Source organism: Roseateles hydrophilus, from assembly GCF_026712245.1.
Taxonomy (GTDB): domain Bacteria; phylum Pseudomonadota; class Gammaproteobacteria; order Burkholderiales; family Burkholderiaceae_C; genus Pelomonas; species Pelomonas hydrophilus.
The window spans coordinates 1-21,885 of the sequence record NZ_JAPPUY010000001.1 but is presented as its reverse complement, the minus strand read 5'-3'; the positions used below and the strand labels follow the sequence as shown (position 1 = coordinate 21,885).

Genomic DNA, 21,885 nt, shown 5'->3' with positions numbered 1-21,885 from the left:
GGGGTCAACGCCAAGGTCTGTCATAGGCACCCAGGGTGTGCTGCTGGCCCTCGGCCCAGCGCGCCAGGCCGGCATCCCAGGCCGGCTGCACGCTGTAGCGGCCCCTGCCCTCATGGGCGGACCAGGCGCTGTCGATCGCGGCGCGCCAGACCTTGGTGACCTCGGCCACATAGGCGGGGCTGCGCTGGCGGCCCTCGATCTTGATCGCGGCCACGCCGGCCTGGATCAGCTGCGGCAGCAGGCTCAGGGTGTTGAGGCTGGTCGGCTCTTCCAGCGCGTAATCGCGCGCCAGCTCGCCGACCTCGAAGCGGCCCTTGCACAGGGTCGGGTAGCCGCGCGGCTCGCCCGGGCGGTAGTGGTCGATGAGCACGCCACCGAGGCGCGCGCGCACGCCGTCCGGCGATTCGTCCCAGCGCACGGCGGAAGGCGGCGAGCAGACGCCGGCGGTGTTCGGCGACTGCCCGGTTGCGTAGCTGGACAGATGGCAGCGGCCCTCAACCATCACGCAAAGGCTGCCGAAGCCGAAGACCTCGACGGGCGTTTCACAGCGCTGGATCAGCTGCTGCACCTGCTGCAGGGTCAGCACGCGGGGCAGCACCGCCCGCTGGATGCCGTAGCGCTCGCGGTAGTAACGGATCGCCTCGTGGTTGGTCGCCGAGGCCTGCACCGACAGGTGCAGCGTGAGCTGCGGGTGGCGGCGGCGTGCGTCGGCGAGCACCGCGCTGTCGGCGACGATCAGCGCGTCGGCGCCCAGCTCGGCGGCACGGTCAACGGCGCGCTGCCAGGGCGTCTCGTCCCGGGCGTCGGCAAAGGTGTTCAACGCCATCAGCACGCGGCGGCCACGGGCATGGGCGTAGGCCACGCCGACACGCACCTGCGTGGCATCGAAGTTCAGGCCGGCGAAGTTGCGCGCGTTCGTCGCGTCCTTCAGGCCCAGGTAGACGGCATCGGCGCCGGCGTCGACGGCCAGCTGCAGCGCGCGCAGCGAGCCCGCCGGGCAGACCAGCTCCGGCTTGGTGGGGACAGCAGTCATCGGAAGAGCGGCCGCGGCTAGCGCGGCCGGGGTCGATCAGCCGCGCCCAGAGCAGCTGCAAGAGCAGCAGCCCTCGTCGAGACCGGCCTCGACGGTCTTCGCGAAGCCATCGGCAACGCGCTGGATGCGGATGCGCCAGGCGCCCGGCGCCGCCTGCATCACCCGCCAGTCGAAGCGATTGGCGCGCTGCTCGGCGAACTGCATCAAGAGACCGCGCGGCTCGTGGTCGTTGATCAGCTCGAAGGCCTCGCCGTCGGCGAGCGCGTCGAAAGCCTGGAAAGCCAGCTGATGGCGCTGCGCCGGCATCAGCGAACGGAGGTCGTAGGTGGTGGTCGTTTGCATGGTGGCGTCAGCCTAGGTCCGGGCGCTCGGCGAAACCTTGAACTGGGTCAAGCGCAGCGGCCGCATGCTGCGGCGGACTTGCGCTGGCGCAAACCGACCCCAGCTGGCATCCCCACAAGCACACCTTCGGCTGGAGAAACGGCATGAGTAAATCGCATTGGGAGCAGGTCTACGGCAGCAAGGCGCCCGATGCGGTCAGCTGGTACGCGCCGCACCTGGCCGAGTCGCTGGCCTATATCCGCCAGGCCGGCGCCGATCTCGACGCCGCCATCCTCGATGTCGGCGGCGGCGAGTCGACCTTGGTCGACGATCTGCTCGATGCCGGCTACCGCCGCATCGAGGTGCTGGACCTGTCGGAGCAGGCGCTGGCGGTCTGCCGGGCGCGTCTGGGTGAGCGTGCGGCACAGGTCCGCTGGTGCGCCGGCGACGTACTGGAGATGGAGCTGGCGCTGAACTCGGTCGACATCTGGCACGACCGCGCGGTCTTCCATTTCCTCACCGATCCCGCCCAGCGCCGCCGCTATGTGGAGCAGGTGCTGAATGCGCTCAAGCCCGGCGGCTTCGCCATCGTCGGCACCTTCGGCCCCGAGGGCCCGACCGAGTGCAGCGGCCTGCCGGTCGCGCGCTATTCCTCAGACGGCCTGCACGCCGAGTTCGGCGCGCCGTTCCAGCTGCTCGAGCACGCCACCCACCTGCACACCACGCCCTGGGGCAGCACACAGCAGTTCGTCTACTGCTTCTGCCGGCGCGCGCACTGAGCCGCGTTCAGCGGCCGCCGCGCAGACTGCAAGGACAGGAGGCCTGATACGGCCTGATTTGCGCTGGCGCAATGTGCAGCAGACGCACCCGCCACTGCGCCGGGCCCTGCGACAGGTAGCGCCAGTCGAACTGGCCCGGCCTGGCCGATGCGAGCTGGAAGAACAGCGCATGCGGGTCATCGCTGGCCAGCAGGTCCAGGCTGTGGCCGAGGGGCAGCGCGTCGAAGCGGGCGAGCAGGCGCTCGTGGGTCGCGCAGTCGTCGAGGCCCTGCAGGCAAAGTTCAGCCATGGCCTTCGTCCACCATGGGCACGCCGCTGTAGTCCAGCCGATCGGCCTCGGTGAAACGCTGGTAGGGGCCGGTGCCGGCGTTGTCGGCCTGGCTGGCTGGGACGAACTGGCCGACGCCGACATCGAAGACATGGATCTCGCCGTCCTCGATCACGTAATGCCAGCCGTGCAGGGTGAGCTGGCCGGCGTCGACGCGGTCTCGCACCATCGGGTAGGCCATCAGGCGCTCCAGCTGCAGCACGATGGCGCGCTGCTCGGTGCGACGCAGCACCTCGGGACCGGGCTCGGCGACCGGTAGCGCCGCCTCGCGGCCGAGGTCCAGCCAGCGCGCCAGGTTCTGCGCGGCGGCCGGCACCTCGCCATAGAGCGCGCGGATCGCGCCGCAATGGCTGTGGCCGCAGACCACGATGCGCTGGACCTGCAGATTCAGCACGGCGAACTCGATCGCCGCCGCGGTGCCGTGGAAGCCCTGGCTCTGGTCGTAGGGCGGTACGAAGGCGCCGACGTTGCGGACGAGGAACAGTTCGCCCGGGCCGGCGCCTGTCAATAGATACGGCACCAGGCGCGAGTCGGAGCAGCCGATGAACAGCGTCGTCGGGTGCTGGCCGTCGTCGACCAGGTGCTTGAACAGCGAGCGCTGCAGCGGGAAGGCGTCGGTCTGGAACCGGCGCAGTCGTTCGAGCAGCTCGTCGGGCATGGTCTTTACTGGACGAGAGGCGAGCTGGCCCTCTGCAGGTCCACCCCTTCCAGGCGCGCATCGGCAGCCAGGGTCTGCAGGTACTGCCGCACCGCGCTGATCTGGTGCTGCTGGCGCATCTGCTGCGCTACCGCGGCCTTGACTTGCTCGAAGGCCGGCAGGCGGCCGGGCTCGCGGGCGTCGATGGCGACGATGTGCAGGCCGAAGCGGCTGTGCACCAGCCGTGGCAGCACGCCGATCTCGTTGCGGCCGAAGAGCTCGCGGGCGAACTCGGGGGCGCAGTCATTGGCCGTGAGCCAGCCCAGCTGGCCGCCCTCGGCACCGCTCGGGCAGTTGGACAGGCTCTTGGCCGCTGCCGTGAAGGCGGCCGGTTCACTGGCGCGCAGCTCGATCAGATGACCCTCGGCCTTCTGGCGCAGCAAGCCGACGTCGACGCCCGGCGTGACGGCGAACAGGATGTGCCGGACCTGCAGGCGCTCGCCCTGCGCGTAGTGCTTGGCGTTCGCCTCGTAGTGCCGGCGGCAGGCGGCCTCGTCGGGCTCGGGTCCGGCGAGTTCCTGCGCGATCAGCGCCTCAATGGCGGCGGATGCGGCCTCGCTAATCGCACCCTGCTCGGGAGCGGGGTCGGCGGCGTCCAGCAGGCCGACCTGCATCGCCCGCTGGCGCAGCAACTCGGTGCAGGCGCGTTGGCTCAGCTGCTTTTCGTCCAGCGCCTCCTCGGGCGCGGCGATCTCGATGTCGTTGACGGCGTAGCTCATGCTCTCAGCCCTTCTTCGGAAGATTCAGGCGGCGCGAGCGCACCACTTGATATGGTCGGAACACATAGAAGACCGAGGCCAGCCCGCTCCACACATGCACCAGGCGGCTGAAGGGGAAGAGCAGGAAGATCGTCATGCCCAGCACCATGTGCACCTTGTAGGGCCAGGCGAGTGCGACAAGGCCGCTGGCGTCCGGGTTCAGCACGACGATGCGCTGCGCCCAGTCCGACAGGATCAGCATCACCGAGCCGTCGCTGTGCGACAGCGAGAAGGGCAAGGTGATCAGACCCAGGCTGAGCTGGATCCACAGGATCCATAGGATCGCCAGATCGGTGCGGTGGCTGGTCAGGCGGATGCGCGGGTCGGTCATGCGGCGCCAGATCAGCATGCTCAGGCCGATGAAACAGGCCGTGCCGGCCACACCGCCGGCGACGATGGCCAGCATCTGCTTGTTGGCCGGGCTGATGAAGTGCTCGTAGACCGCGTGCGGCGTCAGCATGCCCACCGTGTGGCCGACGAACAGGAACAGGATGCCGCCGTGGAACAGATTGCTCGCCCACTTCATGCCGCGCGAGCGCAGCATCTGCGAGCTGTCGGACTTCCAGGTGTACTGGTCGCGGTCGAAGCGGGCCAGGCTGCCCATTAAGAACACCGCCAGGCAGATGTAGGGGTAGACGACGAAGAGGAAGTTGTGCAGGGCGTTCATACGCGGGCTCCCGGTTGGGTTGCAGCGGTCTTGCGCACGATGTGGATGGGCTGTGGTTGATCGGGCTTAGCCTGGCCGGCCGTGGAGCAACCGCCAAAGGCCTCGGGCTCGGCCCAGGCTTCGTCGAGCTCGGGTTCGGGCGGGATCTCGACGCTTTCAGCCCGCTCACCGGCCAGTTCGAGCACGGCGGCCAGCGCGCTGGCGTAGGCGCTCTGGCGGCGCAGCAAGGCGCTGAAGATCGCGCGGACGATGTGTGCGATCTCGCCGAGGAATGCCTTGGCCTCGCGCGGCGGCTGCGTGCTGGCGAACTCCAGCACCACCGCCAGGTGGTCGGGCAGCTCGCTGGCCGTCAGGTAGAGCCCGGCCTTCTCGTAGGTCTGCTGCAGATCGATCATGGCCGGCCCGCGCTCGCGCGAGTCGCCATGCACATGCTCGAACAGATGCAGCGCGGTGCCGCGGCCGCGGTCGAACAGGTCGACGAACTCGGACTCGACGGTGAACGGATCGTCGCGCTGCAGGCGGGTCAGCAGCGCTTGGAGCTCGTCGAGGCGAGCCTTGGGCAGCGCAGCCTCGTCGCTCAGCGCCTGCTGCAGCTCCGGAATCGCCGCGCGGAACGCGGCGTCCGGGTAGCGCAGCAGCGCGGCCAGCACGCGCAGCGTGTAGGGACTGGGAGTGATCTTGAACATGCTCTTGTCCCTTTACAGCGTGGCCTTGATGGGGATCGTGCGCTTCTTCTCCGAGCCGAACAGGCTGGTCTCGGTGACGCCCTCGGAGCAGCCGTTGCCGAAGCTGAAGCCGCAACCACCGCGCACGTTGAAGGCGTTCTCCGCGTACTCGCGGTGCGTCGTCGGGATCACGAAGCGGTCCTCGTAATTGGCGATCGCCATCACCCGGTACATGTCCTGCACCTGGGCCTCGGTCAGGCCGGCCTGCTTGAGGACAGCATGGTTCTTCACGCCGTCCACATGCACGCCGCGCTGGTAGGCGCGCATCGCCAGCATGCGTTCCAGGGCCGAGATCACCGGCGCGGTGTCGCCGGCGGTCAGCAGGTTGGCCAGGTACTTGACCGGGATGCGCAGCTGGTTGACGTCGGGCAGCTCGCCCACGCTGCCGATCTGGCCGGCGTTCGCCGCCGCGCTGATGGGCGACAGCGGCGGCACGTACCAAACCATGGGCAGCGTGCGGTATTCGGGGTGCAGGGGCAGCGCGACCTTCCAGTCCACGGCCATCTGGTAGACCGGGCTGTTCTTGGCGGCCTCCAGCCAGTTCTCCGGAATGCCGTCCTTGCGCGCCTGCTCGATCACCTTGGGGTCGAAGGGGTCGAGGAACAGATCGAGCTGGGCCTGGTAGAGGTCCTTGTCGTTCGGCGTCGCCGCGGCCTCGGCGATGCGGTCGGCGTCATACAGCAGCACGCCCAGGTAGCGGATGCGACCCACGCAGGTTTCAGAGCAGACCGTGGGCTGGCCGGCCTCGATGCGCGGGTAGCAGAAGATGCACTTCTCCGCCTTGCCGCTCTTCCAGTTGTAGTAGATCTTCTTGTACGGGCAGCCCGACACGCACATGCGCCAGCCGCGGCACTTGTCCTGGTCGATCAGCACGATGCCGTCTTCCTCGCGCTTGTAGATCGAGCCCGAGGGACAGCTGGCGACGCAGGCCGGGTTCAGGCAGTGCTCGCACAGCCTGGGCAGGTACATCATGAAGGTGTTCTCGAACTGGCCGTAGATCTCCTTCTGCACGTCGTCGAAGTTCTTGTCTTTCGATCGCTTGCTGAACTCGCCGCCGAGGATCTCCTCCCAGTTCGGGCCCCACTCGATCTTCTCCATGCGCTGCCCAGTGATCAGGCTGCGCGGCCGCGCGGTGGGCGCGTGCTTCATCTCCGGCGCCGACTGCAGGTGGTCGTAGTCGAACGTGAAGGGCTCGTAGTAGTCGTCGATCTCCGGCAGGTTGGGGTTGGCGAAGATCTTCATCAGCAGCGACCACTTGCCGCCCTGGCGCGGCTGCAGCGTGCCGTCGGGCTTGCGGATCCAGCCGCCGTTCCACTTGTCCTGGTTCTCCCATTCCTTGGGGTAGCCGATGCCCGGCTTGGTCTCGACGTTGTTGAACCAGGCGTACTCGACGCCGGGGCGGCTGGTCCAGACGTTCTTGCAGGTCACCGAGCAGGTGTGGCAGCCGATGCACTTGTCCAGGTTCAGCACCATGCCGATCTGTGCGCGAATCTTCATTGCATGCTCCTCGCTTAGGGGTTCTCGCCTTGCGCCTGGTAGGCGGCAGCGAGGTGGTCGTCACGCGGCGTGTCGAGCCAATCGACCTTGTTCATCTTGCGGATCACCACGAACTCGTCGCGGTTCGTGCCGATCGTTCCGTAGTAGTTGAAGCCGTAGCTGTACTGGGCGTAGCCGCCGATCATGTGGGTCGGCTTGGTGACGATGCGCGTCACCGAGTTGTGGATGCCGCCGCGCACGCCGGTGATCTCGGACCCCGGGGTGTTGATGATCTTTTCCTGCGCGTGGTACATCAGGGTCATGCCCGGATTCACGCGCTGGCTGACCACCGCACGCGCCGCGATCGCGCCGTTCAGGTTGAACAGCTCGACCCAGTCGTTGTCCTCGATCCCCGCCTTCTTCGCGTCGTCCTCGCTCAGCCAGATCACCGGCCCACCGCGGTTCAGCGTCAGCATCAGCAGGTTGTCGCTGTAGGTGCTGTGGATGCCCCATTTCTGGTGCGGCGTGATGAAGTTCAGCACGATCTCCGGGTTGCCATTGGGCTTGATGCCCTGCATGCCGCTGGTTGCCTTCATGTCGATCGGCGGCCGGTAGCTGCTGAAGCCCTCACCGAAGGCGCGCATCCAGGGGTGGTCCTGGTAGAACTGCTGGCGGCCGGTGAGGGTGCGCCATGGGATCAGCTCGTGCACATTCGTGTAGCCGGCGTTGTAGGAGACCTTCTCGCTCTCCAGCCCGCTCCAGGTCGGTGAGCTGATGATCTTGCGCGGCTGCGCCTGGATGTCGCGGTAACGGATCTTCTCGTCTTCGCGGTGCAGCGCCAGGTGGGTGTGCTCGCGGCCGGTGGCCTTGCCCTGGGCTTCCCAGGCCTTCACCGCCACATGGCCATTGGTCTCGGGCGCCAGCTGCAGGATGACCTCGCAGGCGTCGATGTCGGTAACGATGCGGGCGCGGCCGGCGGCGTCCTTGCCGTTCAGCTCGGCCAGCTGCGCCACCTCGGTCTTGGTGTCCCAACCGATGCCCTTCCCGCCGTTGCCGAGCTTGTCGAGCAAGGGGCCGAGCGAGGTGAAGCGCTCATAGGTGGCCGGGTAGTCACGCTCCACGATGGCGATGGTCGGCGCCGTCTTGCCCGGGATCAGGTCGACCTCGCCCTTCTTCCAGTCCTGCACGCCGAAGGGCTGGGCCAGCTCGGCCGGGGTGTCGTGCATCAGCGGGCTGAGCACCACCTCGGTCTCCTTGCCCAGGTGGCCGACGCAGATCTCGCTGAAGGCCTTCGCAAAGCCCTTGTAGATCTCCCAGTCGGAGCGCGCCTGCCAGACCGGGTCCACCGCCGCCGACAGCGGGTGGATGAAGGGGTGCATGTCGCTGGTGTTGAGATCGTTCTTCTCGTACCAGCTGGCGGTCGGCAGCACGATGTCCGAGTACAGACAGGTCGTGCTCATGCGGAAGTCCAGGGTCACCAGCAGGTCCAGCTTGCCCTGCGGCGCCTGCGCATGCCAGCGCACCTCGCGCGGCTTGGCGTCATCGGCCCCCAGGTCCTTGCCCTGAACGCCGTTCTCGGTGCCGAGCAAATGCTTGCAGAAATACTCGTGGCCCTTGCCGCTGGAGCCCAGCAAGTTGGAACGCCAGACGAACATGTTGCGCGGCCAGTTCTGCGGCGCGTCCGGATCCTCGCAGCTCATCTGCAGGCTGCCGTCGCGCAGGGCCTGCACCACATAGTCCTTGGCGTTCATGCCCGCGGCAGCGGCGTCCTTGACCACCTGCATCGGGTTGGTCTTGAGCTGCGGCGCGCTGGGCAGCCAACCCATGCGTTCGGCGCGCACGTTGCAGTCGATCAGGCTGCCATTGAACTCGGCCTTCTCGGACGCGGTGGCCAGCGGCGACAGCACCTCGTTGACGTCGAGCTTCTCGTAGCGCCACTGGTCGGTGTGCGCGTAGAAGAAGCTGGTGCTGTTCATCTGCCGTGGCGGGCGCACCCAGTCGGTGGCGAAGGCCAGCGGCACCCAGCCGGTCTGCGGACGCAGCTTTTCCTGGCCCACATAATGCGCCCAGCCTCCCCCGCTCTGGCCGATGCAACCGCACATCATCAAGAGGTTGATGACACCGCGGTAATTCATGTCGCAGTGGTACCAGTGGTTCATCGCGGCGCCGATGATGATCATCGACTTGCCCTGGGTCTTGTGCGCGTTCTCGGCGAACTCGCGACCGACGCGGACCACCTGGGCGCGCGGCACGCCCGTGATGGCCTCCTGCCAGGCCGGCGTATAGGGCGCGTTGTCGTCGTAGTCCTTGGCGCCGCTGCCGAAGCCGCGGTTGATGCCGTATTGCGCGGCCTGCAGGTCGAACACGGTGGCGACCAGCACCTCGCCGTCATTCGTCTGCAGACGCGTGGCCGGCACCCGGGCGTGGTGGCTGACGCCGTCAAGCTGCGGGTTCGGCGTGAAGTGGGCGCTGGCCGTGCCGGCGAAGTAGGGGAACGCGACATCGATCAGTTCGTTCGCCTGCTCACCGTCCTCGACCAGCGACAGCTTCAGCCGCACCTCGCTGCTGCTCTGCGCCTCCTTGGCTTCCAGATTCCAGTGACCGGTGTCGGTCCGCCCCTCGGCGCCCCAGCGGAAGCCGATCGAACCGTTCGGCAGCACCAGCCGGCCCGTGTCGTCGTAGGCCAGGGTCTTCCACTCTGGGTTGTTGCTCTGACCCATCTGGCCCTGCAGATCGCTGGCTCGCAGGTAGCGCGACGGCACACGCGTCTTGCGACCATCCGGCAGGGTCTGCTCTTCCAGCAGCACCAGCAGCGGCAGGTCGGTGTAGCGGCGCGCGTAGTCGTCAAAGTACGGCGAGCGCTGCTTGAAATAGAACTCGTTGAGCGCGACATGGCCCATCGCCATCGCGAGGGCGGCATCGGTGCCCTGCTTGGGGTGCAGCCAGAGGTCGGCCAGCTTGGCGACCTCGGAGTAGTCGGGCGTCACCGCCACGGTCTTCGCGCCCTTGTAGCGCACCTCGGTGAAGAAGTGCGCGTCCGGGGTGCGCGTCTGCGGCACGTTGCTGCCCCAGGCAATGATGTAGTTACTGTTGTACCAATCGGCCGACTCGGGCACATCGGTCTGCTCGCCCCAGATCTGCGGGCTGGCCGGCGGCAAGTCGCAGTACCAGTCGTAGAAGCTCATGCAGACGCCGCCGATCAGGCTCAGGTAGCGGCTGCCGGCGGCGTAGCTGACCATGGACATCGCCGGGATCGGCGAGAAGCCGATGATGCGGTCCGGCCCATGCTGCTTGATCGTGTAGACATTGGCCGCGGCGATCAGCTCGTTGACCTCTTCCCAGGTCGAGCGCACGAAACCGCCCATGCCGCGCAGCTGCTGGTAGTCGCGGCGCGCGGCCTCATCGCCCTGGATCAGCGCCCAGGCGGAAACAGGGTCACGAGCAACAGCCTTGGCCTCGCGCCAGCGCTTGAGCAGCCGGCCGCGCACCATCGGGTACTTCACGCGGTTCGCGCTGTAGAGGTACCAGGAGTAGCTGGCGCCGCGCGCGCAGCCGCGTGGTTCGTGGTTGGGCAGGTCGGCACGGGTGCGCGGGTAATCGGTCTGCTGGGTCTCCCAGGTGACGATGCCGCCCTTCACATAGATCTTCCACGAGCAGGAGCCCGTGCAGTTCACGCCATGCGTGCTGCGCACGATCTTGTCGTGGGCCCAGCGGTTGCGGTAGGCGTCCTCCCAGGTGCGGTCCTCGCCGGTGGTCACGCCGTGGCCGGCGGCGAAGACTTCCTTCGGCAGCTGGAAGGCGGTCAAGCGGTCCAAGAAATGGGACATGGAGTGGATCTCCGGTTAGCAGGAAAGTGGCGCGTTCCGCCGGGCGTAGAACCACCAGCAGATGCCGATGCAGCTCCCGTAGAACGCAAGAAAACAGAGCAAGGCGGCCGTGGGGTCGCCGGTCAGCGCGATGGCGCTGCCGAAGCTCTTGGGGATGAAGAAGCCGCCATAGGCGCCGACGGCCGAGCACAGGCCCAGCGCCGCCGCGCCTTGCGCGATCGCCTCGGGGCGCTTGGTGTGACTTGCCTGCGCGTCGCGCAGAAAGCCCAGCGGGATCATGCGGAAGGTGCTGCCGTTGGCCAGGCCGGCGGCGATGAACAGCAGCACGAAGCTGGCCACGAACAGCAGCGAGCTGCCGGCGCCGCTCAGGCTCACCAGCACGCCGACGCTGCCGAGCAGCAGCGCCACGAAGCAGGCCAGGCTGATGCGCGCGCCACCGAAGTCATCGGCCGCCCAGCCGCCCAGCGGCCGCGCGGCGGCGCCGAGCAAGGGACCTATCCAGACCAGCTGCTGCGCGGCCTGGAAGTCGGGGAACTGGCTGCGCAGCAGCAGCGGGTAGGCGGCGGAAAAACCAATGAAGCTGCCGAAGCTGCCGAGATACAGCCAGCTCATCAGCCAGCTGTGCCGGCGCGTGAACATCAGCGCCTGCTCGGCCAGGCCGGCGCCTGTAAACGCGAAGTCGTTCATGCCGAACCAGGCGGTGACGCTGCTCGCCGCGATCAGCGGCAGCCATACAAAACCGGCGTTGGCCAGCCAGAGCGCGCCGTCGCCCTGCGCTGGCAGGCCGAAAAGATCGAACGCGATGACGGTGGGCACCGCCCATTGCACGAGGCCGACGCCGAGGTGCGCGAAGCCCGCCCCCACACCCAGCGCCCTGCCCTGTTCGCGCGCAGGGAAGCAGGCGCTGATATGCGCCATGCCGCTGGCGAAGTTGGCGCCGCCCAAGCCGCAGAGCAAGGCCAGCATGACCATCCACTCATAGGGCGTGGCGGGGTCCTGCACCGCGAAGCCGATGCCGGTAGCGGGGATCAGCAGGCTGGCGGTGGACAGTGCCGTCCAGCGCCTGCCGCCGACCAGGGGCACCGCGAAGCCGTAAAAGATGCGCAGCGTGGCGCCGCAGATGGCAGGCAAGGCGCTGAGCCAGAACAGCTGGTTCGTTGAGTAGCGGAAGCCGGCCGCGGGCAGGTGCACGACGAGCACCGACCAGAGCAGCCAGACGGCGAAGGACAGGGCCAGCGCGGGGATCGCGAAGCCGAGATTGCGCAGGGCGATGGCGCGGCCGTGCCTGTCCCAGAAGTCCGGGTCTTCCGGTTTCCAGGTTGGCGTGGCGCTGCGCGGCTGCATAGGGGACATGCTCGGTGTTGGCGCGGCTGCCCGGCATCCACCGGCGGGGCGGGATGGTGGGCGCGGAATGACGATGCCGGGTTGGGGTGGCATCGTTCTTTGGAACTACCCTGGGTTGGTTCGCTGCGCGAGAGCCTGCCGGGTCTCGCCTTTGATCGCGCACTTGAAGGAGCGCAAGGTGTTCGCTGCGCGCTCTCGCGATTTCAGCGAGATCCCCCTGCTAAAGGCGGCAAACAGCAAGAACCGGCCCGACAGGGTGAGCGTGGCGGTGAGCGACTTGCGTCAGCGAGGCGCGTCCCGTCCACAGACGCAGAAGACGCTGACGAGCACGATCCAGTCCTCGTTCCAGAAGCAGCTCAGCGAGGTGGATTTGACCGAACTGCTGGATGCGCTGAAGCGCGATGGACTCATCGTGGTCACAGGCACCAAGGTGGGCTACTCGATCCCCGCGACATGACCTCCCGGCAGCCTCAGCCGCCAAAAGTAGGTCGCCCGCCCGGGCGAACTCCGGGCGGGCTGTGACGCTGTGAGAAGAGCTGCCCGCAGGCAACCCAGCCGCAACTCAGGGGTTGCGAATCTCCGCACCACCGCGGAGATAGAACCACCAGTTCAACATCAGACACACCGCATAGAACGCCGCAAACCCATAGAAGGCCAGCTGCGGCGTCCCCGCCTTGATCTGCTCGCCGATCAGCACAGGCGCGATGAAGGCGCCGTACGCGGCAACGGCCGACGTCCACCCCAGCACCGGACCAGCCTGCTGACGGTCAAAGATGACCCCCACCGACCGGAACGTCGACCCATTCCCCACGCCGCTGGCCGCGAACAGCAGCACCATCAGCCCCATGAAGGTCGGGAAGTACTGCTCCGGCGTGGCTGAGCCGTAGGCCTGCTGCATCACATAGCCCACGGCCACCGAGGCGGCCACCATCACGGCGGAGATGACCTGGGTGACGATGGAGCCGCCTACCTTGTCGCTGATCCAGCCGCCGATCGGCCGGATCGCCGCGCCGACGAAGGGGCCGATCCAGGCATAGGTGAGTGCCGACGGAGCGTTCGGGTTCTTCAGCGTGTGCGTCATCACCCCGGCGGCGTCCGGCACATGCTGGAAGCCGAAGATCACCGTGATCGCCAGCGGCAGGGCCATCGAGAAGCCGATGAAGCTGCCGAAGGTCACCACATAGAGGGCGGTCAGGCTCCAGGTGTGCTTGTTCTTGAAGATCGCGAACTGCTTGGCGACGTTCTCCTTCATCGCGCCGAAGGCAGCCAGACGCATCACCAATAGCGCCGCGCAGATGTCCAGCGGGATGGCGACCCACATGCTCAAGAGCCCCAGGCCCGTAGGCTTGGGCAGGTAGAGGTAGAGCATGCCGATGGTCGGGATGAAGGCCAGCGAGTACAAGTAGGTGATCTTCAGGAAGGCCATCAACGGCGAACCGGCATTCGGCGTCACCGTCTTCAGGTTGTTCATGCCGTACCAGCACAGCAATGCCAGCGGCACCAGTGAGACCAGCCAGGCGAAGCCGGCGTTCTGGATCCAGGTCGGTGTGCCCGCGGGGATCTTGCCGAAGATCCAGCCGCTGTCCTTTACCAGCGGCATGGGGTCGCCGCCAAAGCCCAGCCAGCCGAACAGGCTGACCGTCATCACCAGCGGAATGACGATCTGCATCGTCGTCACGCCGAAGTTGCCCAGCCCCGCGTTCAGGCCCAGGGCCGTACCCTGCAGGCGCTTGGGGAAGAAGGTGCTGATGTTGGACATCGAGCTGGCGAAGTTGCCGCCCCCCACGCCCGACCACAGCGCCATCAGCTGAAAGGCCCAGAGCGGCCAGTCCGGGTTCTGCAAGGCGATGCCGGTGCCGATGGCCGGGGCCAGCAGCATGGCGGTGGTGAGGAAGATGGTGTTACGACCACCAGCCATGCGGATCAGGAAGCTGGCCGGGATGCGCATGGTGGCGCCGGAGATGCCGGCTATCGCGGTGAGCGTGAACAGCTCGGCCTGCGTGAAGGGAAAGCCGAGGTTCAGCATCTGCACCGCAATGATTCCCCACATGCCCCAGACGGCGAAACCGCAGAGCAGGGCCGGGATCGAGATCCACAGATTGCGATAGGCGATGCGCTTGCCGGTCTGTTCCCAGAAGGTCTCGTCCTCCGGGCGCCAGTCCTGGATGTCGGCGCCGCTCGCTGCAGGTGCAGTCTTGTTCATATCAGTTCTCCTTTGCGTTTCGCGCGACCCGCGACACAGGGCTCGGTTCTTCAAGCGGCCACCGTGGAACCGGCTTTGCCGGGCCACCAGTGGCGCCCCCTTGAGGGGGCCGGCGAAGCCGGTACGGGGTGGGTGTCATCCAGCAAGGTGGAATTCGGTTGCATTGCGACCCATCACCTCGGTCTTGCGCACCTCGGTCCAGTACATCCAGATCAGGCTGACCCAGACCACGCCGTACATGAACATGAAGGCGGAAGAGCGGATGCCGGTGAAGTCCAGCAGCGCGCCGAACAGGATGGGCAGGATGAAGCCGCCCAGGCCGCCGGCCAGGCCGACGATGCCGCTGATGGCGCCGATGTTCTGCGGGTAGTCGTCGCTGATGTACTTGAAGACCGAGGCCTTGCCGAAGGCCCAGGCGACGCCGAGCACGGCCATGATGGCGGTGAAGGCATAGACGTTCAGGCCGATGAAGAAGGTCTTGGGCCCGTCAATCGTCGCCACGGTGAACTCGGTCTGCGGGTAGCTGAGCAGGAACAGGCAGATCCAACTCACCCACATCACCCACCAGGTGACCTTGTGCGCGCCGTACTTGTCGGAGAGCACGCCGCCGATGGCGCGCAGCACGCCGCCGGGCAGGCTGAAGCAGGCGGCCAGCAGGGCGGCCACGCGGATGTCCAGGCCGTACTCGCCGACGTAGTACTGCACCATCCACAGCGCCAGCGCCACATAGCCGCCGAACACGATGCTGTAGTACTGGCAGTACTTCAGCACCTTGGGGTCCTTGAGCAGCTTGAGCTGCTCGCTGAACTTGACGTTGCTGGGCACCAGGTGCTTGGGGTCGCTGTGGCTGAAGAACCAGAACAGCAGCACGGTGCCGGCCATGATGGCCGCGTAGACCTGCGGCACCATGGTCCAGCCGAAGGCGACGAGCAGGGCCGGGGCGACGAATTTGTTCACCGCCGAGCCGGAGTTGCCGGCACCGTAGACGCCCATGGCCATGCCCTGGCGGCTCTTCGGGAACCAGCGCGCCACGTAGGGCGTGCCGACCGAGAACGAGCCGCCGGCCAGGCCGACGAACAGGCCGATGACGAGGAAATGCCAGTAGGCGGTGGCGTAGGCCATCAGCCAGATCGCCGGCACGGTGATCGCCATCAGGATGGTCATCACGATGCGGCCGCCGTAGCGGTCGGTCCAGATGCCGAGCGGCACGCGGATCAGCGAGCCGGTCAGCACCGGCATCGCGGTGAGCAGGCCGAACTCGGTGGCGCTCAGGCCGAGCTGCTTCTTGATCGGGATGCCGATGACGCCGAACATCATCCAGACCATGAAGCAAACGGTGAAGGCCAGGGTGCTGACGATGAGCACCGACCAGGCCTTGCGGTCGATGGCTACAGCGGGGGCATTCATGCGGGGTGCTCCTCAGTGGGGATGCTGAGGACTTTGTCCCTGGGCCCCGGGCCCGCCCATTCACCGGAGGATCAGCCGGCGCCGCGCCGCTGGAGCGAGGGCGGGCGCCCTGCCCTCGTTCTAAAGAACTATTCGGCGGGATTCAGGTCGACTTGTGCTGCGTGACCAGCACCGCGGCCTGCACCCGCGAATCGAGCTCCAGCTTGCGCAGCAGGTGCTGCACATGGATCTTCACCGTGGTCTCGGCGATGCCCAGCTCGCGGGCGATCTCCTTGTTGGAGTCGCCGCGGGCGATCAGGTCGAGGATCTCGCGCTCGCGGGGTGACAGGCTGGCAAAGGGGTCGGGCGGTGGCGGCGCGGCAGCCTCCGCCTCGTGACGGAACGCGGTCGCCAGCTTGCCGGTCATCTCGGCGCTGAAGCTGGACACGCCGCGCACCGCGCGTTCGATGGCCGTGGTCAGCTCGGCGTTGTCCGCCGTCTTCAGCAGGTAGCCGCAGGCTCCGGCGCGCAAGGCGGCGCCGAGGTCGGACTCGGATTCGCTCATGGTCAGCATCAGCACCTGGGCCTGGGGCGCGGCGGCCTTGATGGCGGGCAGCGCCATCACGCCACTGACCCCGGGCAGGTGGTTGTCGAGCAGGATGATCTGGGGCTTGAGCTCGGCCGCCAGGCGCTCGGCGGCGCTCGCGTCGCCAGCCTCGCCGACGACCTGCAGCTGCGACTGGCTGGACAGCAGCGCGATCAGGCCGCGACGGAACAAGGTGTGGTCGTCAACGACCAGGACACGGATGGGTGCTGCAGTCATGCGCTCAGGGCAAGGGCTTGCGGCAGCGCGACGCGCACACGCGTGCCGCTGCCGGGTTGGGATTGGATGTCGACGACGGCGCCAACTCGCTCGGCGCGCTCGCGCATGATGCGCAGGCCGACATGGCTGTCGTCCGGGCCTTCGCCCTCGGTGTCGAAGCCGCGGCCATCGTCCTGCACCTCAATGCTGAACTGCGGCTGCTGCTCGACAACCAGCTTCACGCCTCTAGCCCCGGCATGCTTGCGCACGTTCGACAGCGCCTCCTGCACCACATGCAGCAGCTGCACCTGGTGGTCGGCCGGCAGCGGCGCGCCATGGCCGCGCACTTCCAGCTCGGCCTCCAGCCCGGACTGCAGGCGGAATTTGTGCAGGGTCTGCTGCAGCGCCGGCACCAGGTCGTCGCCATCGGTGCGGGTTCGGAAGTGCAGCAAGAGCGCGCGCACATCGGCGGTGCTTTCCTTGATGCCGAGCTCGACCTCGTCGAGCAACTTGGCGGCTTCCTCGTCGCAGCCAGCCAGCTGGGCCTGGCGTAGCAGCTGCACCTGGATCTTCGTGAACGCCAGGCCCTGCGCGATCGAGTCGTGCAGCTCGCGCGCCAACATCGCGCGCTCCTCGGCAATCGCGGCCTCGCGTTGCAAGGCGGCGGCGCGCAGGCGTTCGATGGTGGTGGACAGGTGCGCGGCCAGGCTGTCGAGCAGCACGCGGTCGGCCGGCAGCAGCTGCGGCGTGTCACGGTAGAGCAGATCGATCTCGCCGACGGTCTCGCCATGCAAGCGCAGCGCCACCGAAATCACCGCGCAGAAACCGGCCTTCTGGCAATGCGTGCCGTAGTCGGTCGCCGGTTCGATGCGGATCACGCGGGCGACCGGTTCGGGTGCGCCGCAATGGCAATCGCCCTTGGCCAGGCAGCGCTCGGCGTCCATCATGCCGGGCGGCAGGCCTTGCGAGGCCAGCAGCACCATACGCTCACGGCGCGGGTCCAAGCAACGGATGATGACCGCGTCGGATCGCGCGGCGCGGCGCAGCCGATCGGCGAATCCTGCGGCCAGCGCGTCGGTCGACTCGACCTGGGCGGCGAACGCGCTGGCCTCGTAGAGCAGGGTCAGGCGCTGCTGTTCGGCGCGCAGATCCGCGGTGCGATCGCGCACCTGCAGCTCCATGCCGCGGTAGGCGGCGCCCAGGCGCTCGGCCATCGCATTGAAGCCGTCGGCGACCTCGCCGAGTTCGTCGCGGTTGCGAACCGGCACGCGGGCGCTGAGGTCGCCGTTCTCCAAGGCGCGCAGCGCATTGCGCAGCCGGTCCACCGGCAGGAACACGAGTACGCGCGAGGCCACCAGCAGGCCGACGCAGCCGACGATGGCCAGAGGCAGCAGGGCCAGCTGCAGCGAGGAGAGGATCGCGGTCCAGCCGGCGATGCGTTCCTCGACTCGGCTGACCAGCGCGTCGATCTGCGCGACCAGGGCCCTGGCCTCGCGGTCGTTGATTACATGGCCGCGTGCCTCCCGCCAAGCGCGCTCGACGGCCTGCAGCTGCGTTTGCGTGTCGGCATCCCTGGGCAGGAACAAGGGCCGCGCCGGCTCACCGCGGGCTAGCAGCGCCAGCGACGCGTCGATGCGCGCGCGCAGCTGCTCGGCCTGGGCTTGCTCGCCACGCGCGCTGACATGGGTCAGCTCCCAGGTCTGCATGCGCAGGCGTCCAGCCTCGTTGACTGCGGCCGCGCCGCCGACCAGCTGCCAGCTGATCCACAGCGTGGCGCCGATCGAGGCCAGCGCCGCGAGCAACAGCGCAGCCCCGAGCACACCGATCTTGGTGGCCAGGCGGGCGTCGCGCCATGCATGTTTTTTCATGGCGGGCATTTTGCGTCGCATCAAGGACCGGCGGATTGCGCCACATCACAATGCTTGCATGAAGGTATTCGGCATCGCCGGCCGCTCCGGCATGGGCAAGACCACGCTGCTGGAGCGGCTCATCCCGGCCCTGGTCGCGCGTGGTCTGAGCGTCTCCATACTTAAGCACAGCCACAAAGACATCGAGGTCGACCGCCCCGGCAAGGACAGCCACCGGCTGCGCGAGGCCGGCTGTCAGGAGGTGCTGCTGCTCGGCCGGACGCGCTGGGCGCTGATGCACGAGTTGCGCGACCAGGCCGAGCCAACCCTGCAGGAGCTGCTCCCACGCATACAGAGCTGCGATCTGCTCCTCGTCGAAGGCTTCAAGTCGGGCGACTTCCCCAAGTTGGAGGTCTGGCGGGCCGAGGTCGGCAAGCCCCTGCTCTGGCCGGACTTTCCGGGCATCGTTGCAGTGGCATCTGATACGCAACCGCCCGCCGAGGCGCCGCGCTGGCTAGACCTCCGCGACACGCAACGGCTGGTCGAGCTGATGCTGTCCGAGGCGCATGACACCGCCGAGTTGACCCCTAGGGAAGGTCTGCAAAACCTCTCGTCAATCCGACTGGTGCGCGGCCTGAGCGTCGGGGACGATGATGGGCATGGATCAGATCACGCTCGGCCTTGACCCGCTGCCCAAGAAGACCCGCAAGGAAGTCTTCCTCGACGAGATGAACCAAGTCGTGCCGTGGGCAGAGCTGGTGGCGCTTGTTCAGCCGCATGCGCGCGGCGCGCACCAGGCACTGGGCGGCCGGCCGCCGTTTCCCATCGAGACCATGCTGCGCATTCACTGCCTCCAGCCTGAGCACATCAACAAGATCATCGGCACCTACCAGTTCCGCAAGGAAGAGCAGCGCTACTCGCGCCGGGTGAGCATGGAAGAAATCGAGAAGAACGATTTCAACCTGAACATCTCACGCTACGTGAGCACTGCGGAGGACGAAGAAGAGATCGACCTGGCGAAGGTGCACGAGGAGTTGGTGGCCTTGGATCGGAAGATCAAGACCGCCACACAGCAGCACAACGAGTTCCTCAAGGAGCTGGGGCTGCCATTGCTGCCCTGACTCCCCGGAAAGGCCGACCGCGTGAGCTATCCCAAACCCTGGAAGAGCTATGCCGATCAACTGGACCAGTTGATCGGCCGGGGCATGGTCGTCACCGACCGTGCTCGGGCGCTGGACTACCTGGAGCGCATTGGCTATTACCGCCTCAGTGGCTACTGGTTCGCGTTCCGGGAACGCAGCGAGCCGTTATGCCTGTTGGATGAGCACGGTCGCAAGCCTAAGAAGGTGCGCGAAGAGCGCATCGCCCTTGACGCCTTCCGGGCTGGGACCACCTTCCAGAATGCGGTGGACCTGTACGTCTTTGACAAGCAGCTTCGGCTCCTGGTCATGGACGCATTGGAACGCATCGAAGTCGCGCTGCGCGTTGACTTGTCCCACACCCTTGGGCAACTTGACCGCTTTGCTTATCTCAAGCCCGAGCTTTTCCACGACGAGTTCAGCGTCAAGTTGGACAAGGATTCCGGCGTCACCCGGCACCACGAGTGGCTGGGTAAGCATGCCCAGTTGATCGGCCGCTCCAAGGAAGAATTCGTTCGGCACAACCGGACGAAATATGGCCTACCACTGGCAATCTGGGTGGCCTGCGAGGTGTGGGACTTCGGCACGCTTTCGACGCTATTCAACGGCCTTCGCGAGGCCGAGCAAGACGCGATTGCCAGCCAGTACGGCGTGAGCAACGGCCGGGTGTTCGCGACATGGCTGCGAAGCCTGAACTATCTGCGCAACGTCTGCGCGCACCACAGCCGTCTCTGGAATAGGAACATCGTCGATCAGCCCAAGTTGCCGTCGTCTGCAGAGCAGGCCTGGGTCACACCGTTTGAGACCGATGCACACGCGCGGGCACGCTGCTTCTTGCTCTTGAAGATCACCCGACATCTGCTGGGCGTGGTCAATCCTCGGTCGAGCTGGCCTGATCGGATGAAAGCGCATCTGCTCGCCTTCCCCGATCTCTCTCACCTCGGCCTGAACCTAGCGGGCATGGGCGCCCCTGGTGGGTGGGAGGCAGACTGGTGAGAGTAGGCAATAAAAAACCCCTCAGCAGCTTCCCTGCCGAAGCAGAGTCACCGAGAGGGGCCGTGTTGCCACAAATTCTAGGCTACCGGGCTGGTACCGTCAACGTCCGTACTTGTCCGCAGACGTGCACCAAGGACTAGGAAAGCGCGAAATTAGGGAGGAAAAGATGGCAATTTGGTTGATTCGCGCGGGATCTCACGGCGAACACGAGAAGAAGGTAGTAAAAGAGAACCGAGGCTACGGGGCCCGGGATGGGCTGGAGCTGGTCTTCGCCGCGTTCCTTGAAGGGAAGAAGCCTTCCTTTCCGCCCACTCCCAGCGCTCACGGGAGGATTGCGCCGTTCAATGCGCTGCAGGCAGGCGTTCGTGGCGCGCCAGCTACCGGATGGCGACGGCAAATCCAACGAGGCGATCTACGTTCAGACCGACACCACAGTGGTGATACCCGCAGCCAATGTGCTGCGCCAGACCACCAACCGTGACGGCCTGCGTGCGCTATTGGCGTCCTGGGTTGGCATGTCCGATTACCTGCACGAGCCGCCGCCCGGTCAGAGCCGGGACCCGCTGGCCGCCTCGATAAGCCACGCCCTCACGTTCTGCTTCCAGTCGCAGACCGAGATCGCGCAGCGAAAGCACCTGTTCCACGGGTCGAGCGACCGATTCGTGGCCCTGGCCATCAAGGACACCCTGCCGTATTTCCTGGGGGCCGTCACCGAAGACTACGTGGCGAAACAACAGGAACTCAAACGTGTGCGTGCAGAGATCCGGCAGATCGAGCGCAGGCTTGCCGAGGCAGCAGCCATCCGCGGCGAAGGACTGAGCCGCGCCGACACGCTGCTGGCCGAAGCGAAAGCGGTTGGCCTGACTGCGCTCGATGACAGCGCCCCCTGGCAGGAGAAAATCGAGACCCTACGCACGATCCAGAGCACCCCGTTGCCTTCTGCAGCTTCAGAAGCTGGCGAGGACGTCGAGTTCCGCCGACTCTCCGATGTGCGAAGCGAGCTTGTGCGCGAGCAGCGCACTCTCCAATCAACCCTGGAGCGAGCTCGTAGCTTCGAGGGAAGCTCCAGGGGCTACGCCGCTGAGGCACGGGAGCATGCTGCTCGACTCCAGGCGGTGACGATCTTCGAGCACGATGCGCCCGGACACGCCTGCCCGCTGTGCATGCAAGACTTACCTGAAACGTCGCAGGTGCCTTCAATCAGCGATCTGCGCGCCGCACAGGACTACATCGGCGAGCGCAGCGGTGCAATGGACTCCGCAACACCCCGCATCGCGACAGCAATCCAGGAAGTAGAAGGCAAGCTCGCCGACGTACGCCGCCGCCTCGACGCAAACCGCACCCTACTCACGGCTGTCAAGCGCGGCAACCAGCGCCTGCAGCTAGCCACAGACACCGAGGCGCGAAGCGCCATGGTCCTGGGGCGGATCAGCCTGTTGAGGCTCGCAGCGAACTGACCCGGGGCGCTCGTGCAGAACTGACCCACCCCTGAAGGCTACCCGAGGGAGCCTGAGTCTGTGGATATCTCTGAGGTCTTGGGGTCTCCTTTCTTGCGTT

General features: G+C 66.7%; 19 protein-coding genes and 2 pseudogenes. 7 read left to right on the top strand and 14 right to left on the bottom strand.

Annotated elements, in window-relative coordinates:
• Positions 1-4: 4 nt before the first annotated feature.
• Together ubiU and NYO99_RS00100 are read right to left on the bottom strand one after the other, a co-directional pair.
• Entirely contained in the window at positions 5-1,033 is a 1,029-nt protein-coding gene (ubiU, locus tag NYO99_RS00105; protein WP_268165058.1) for a ubiquinone anaerobic biosynthesis protein UbiU, read from the bottom strand.
• A gap of 36 nt (positions 1,034-1,069) precedes the next feature.
• Complete coding sequence (locus NYO99_RS00100; protein ID WP_268165057.1) at positions 1,070-1,375, bottom strand: DUF2249 domain-containing protein; 306 nt, start codon at positions 1,373-1,375, stop codon at positions 1,070-1,072.
• 143 nt (positions 1,376-1,518) lie between these two features.
• On the opposite strand from NYO99_RS00100, the gene NYO99_RS00095 reads away from it, so the two are divergent.
• A complete protein-coding gene (locus tag NYO99_RS00095) occupies positions 1,519-2,133 on the top strand; it encodes a class I SAM-dependent methyltransferase (RefSeq protein WP_268165056.1) in 615 nt (204 codons plus the stop codon).
• Positions 2,134-2,140: 7 nt separating this feature from the next.
• On the opposite strand, the gene NYO99_RS00090 is transcribed toward NYO99_RS00095, so the two are convergent.
• The 8 genes from NYO99_RS00090 to NYO99_RS00055 are packed head-to-tail and all read right to left on the bottom strand — an operon-like array spanning position 2,141 to position 11,964.
• Complete coding sequence (locus NYO99_RS00090) at positions 2,141-2,422, bottom strand: DUF2249 domain-containing protein (RefSeq protein ID WP_268165055.1); 282 nt, start codon at positions 2,420-2,422, stop codon at positions 2,141-2,143.
• Entirely contained in the window at positions 2,415-3,119 is a 705-nt protein-coding gene (locus NYO99_RS00085) for a carbonic anhydrase (RefSeq protein WP_268165054.1), read from the bottom strand. The genes NYO99_RS00090 and NYO99_RS00085 overlap by 8 nt, the downstream gene beginning before the upstream one ends.
• 5 nt (positions 3,120-3,124) lie before the next feature.
• Positions 3,125-3,877 carry a peptidylprolyl isomerase gene (locus tag NYO99_RS00080; protein ID WP_268165053.1) on the bottom strand — a complete coding sequence of 251 codons (753 nt, stop codon included), beginning with the start codon at positions 3,875-3,877 and terminating at the stop codon, positions 3,125-3,127.
• Between the two features lie 4 nt (positions 3,878-3,881).
• A complete protein-coding gene (gene narI, locus NYO99_RS00075) occupies positions 3,882-4,583 on the bottom strand; it encodes a respiratory nitrate reductase subunit gamma (RefSeq protein ID WP_268165052.1) in 702 nt (233 codons plus the stop codon).
• Positions 4,580-5,269 (bottom strand): nitrate reductase molybdenum cofactor assembly chaperone, encoded by a 690-nt coding sequence (gene narJ / locus NYO99_RS00070; RefSeq protein ID WP_268165051.1) that lies wholly within the window; start codon positions 5,267-5,269, stop codon positions 4,580-4,582. The genes narI and narJ overlap by 4 nt, the downstream gene beginning before the upstream one ends.
• A gap of 12 nt (positions 5,270-5,281) precedes the next feature.
• Positions 5,282-6,805: a nitrate reductase subunit beta gene (narH, locus tag NYO99_RS00065; protein ID WP_268165050.1), complete on the bottom strand. Its 1,524-nt coding sequence runs from the start codon at positions 6,803-6,805 to the stop codon at positions 5,282-5,284.
• Positions 6,806-6,819: 14 nt separating this feature from the next.
• Positions 6,820-10,611: a nitrate reductase subunit alpha gene (locus NYO99_RS00060; RefSeq protein ID WP_268165049.1), complete on the bottom strand. Its 3,792-nt coding sequence runs from the start codon at positions 10,609-10,611 to the stop codon at positions 6,820-6,822.
• 15 nt (positions 10,612-10,626) lie between these two features.
• On the bottom strand, positions 10,627-11,964 hold the full coding sequence (locus NYO99_RS00055; RefSeq protein ID WP_268165048.1) for an MFS transporter: 1,338 nt from the start codon (positions 11,962-11,964) through the stop codon (positions 10,627-10,629).
• Positions 11,965-12,118: 154 nt separating this feature from the next.
• Between NYO99_RS00055 and NYO99_RS00050 the strand changes: the two genes are divergently transcribed.
• The gene (locus NYO99_RS00050; RefSeq protein ID WP_268165047.1) at positions 12,119-12,412 is read left to right on the top strand and encodes a hypothetical protein; all 294 of its coding nucleotides are present in this window, start codon (positions 12,119-12,121) and stop codon (positions 12,410-12,412) included.
• A 105-nt stretch (positions 12,413-12,517) separates the two neighbouring features.
• Here NYO99_RS00050 and NYO99_RS00045 read toward each other — a convergent pair whose 3' ends face one another.
• The 4 genes from NYO99_RS00045 to NYO99_RS00030 form a co-directional block, all read right to left on the bottom strand.
• Positions 12,518-14,158: an MFS transporter gene (locus NYO99_RS00045; protein WP_268165046.1), complete on the bottom strand. Its 1,641-nt coding sequence runs from the start codon at positions 14,156-14,158 to the stop codon at positions 12,518-12,520.
• 135 nt (positions 14,159-14,293) lie between these two features.
• On the bottom strand, positions 14,294-15,565 hold the full coding sequence (locus NYO99_RS00040; protein WP_268165043.1) for an MFS transporter: 1,272 nt from the start codon (positions 15,563-15,565) through the stop codon (positions 14,294-14,296).
• A 142-nt stretch (positions 15,566-15,707) separates the two neighbouring features.
• A complete protein-coding gene (locus NYO99_RS00035) occupies positions 15,708-16,367 on the bottom strand; it encodes a response regulator (protein ID WP_268165042.1) in 660 nt (219 codons plus the stop codon).
• Positions 16,364-18,214 (bottom strand): type IV pili methyl-accepting chemotaxis transducer N-terminal domain-containing protein, encoded by a 1,851-nt coding sequence (locus tag NYO99_RS00030; protein ID WP_268165041.1) that lies wholly within the window; start codon positions 18,212-18,214, stop codon positions 16,364-16,366. Before NYO99_RS00030 ends, NYO99_RS00035 begins: the two co-directional genes overlap by 4 nt.
• Positions 18,215-18,272: 58 nt before the next feature.
• Here NYO99_RS00030 and mobB point away from each other — a divergent pair, with 58 nt between their 5' ends.
• From mobB to NYO99_RS00005, 5 genes and pseudogenes are all read left to right on the top strand, one after another.
• On the top strand, positions 18,273-18,878 hold the full coding sequence (mobB, locus tag NYO99_RS00025) for a molybdopterin-guanine dinucleotide biosynthesis protein B (protein WP_268165039.1): 606 nt from the start codon (positions 18,273-18,275) through the stop codon (positions 18,876-18,878).
• A pseudogene (locus NYO99_RS00020) lies at positions 18,853-19,050 on the top strand (transposase); the annotation flags it as partial. The gene mobB and the pseudogene NYO99_RS00020, both read left to right, overlap by 26 nt.
• Positions 19,051-19,314 (top strand): annotated as a pseudogene (locus NYO99_RS00015) (N-6 DNA methylase); the annotation flags it as partial.
• Positions 19,315-19,335: 21 nt separating this feature from the next.
• Positions 19,336-20,328: an Abi family protein gene (locus tag NYO99_RS00010; protein WP_268165038.1), complete on the top strand. Its 993-nt coding sequence runs from the start codon at positions 19,336-19,338 to the stop codon at positions 20,326-20,328.
• A 344-nt stretch (positions 20,329-20,672) separates the two neighbouring features.
• Entirely contained in the window at positions 20,673-21,785 is a 1,113-nt protein-coding gene (locus NYO99_RS00005) for a hypothetical protein (RefSeq protein WP_268165037.1), read from the top strand.
• Positions 21,786-21,885 lie beyond the last annotated feature (100 nt).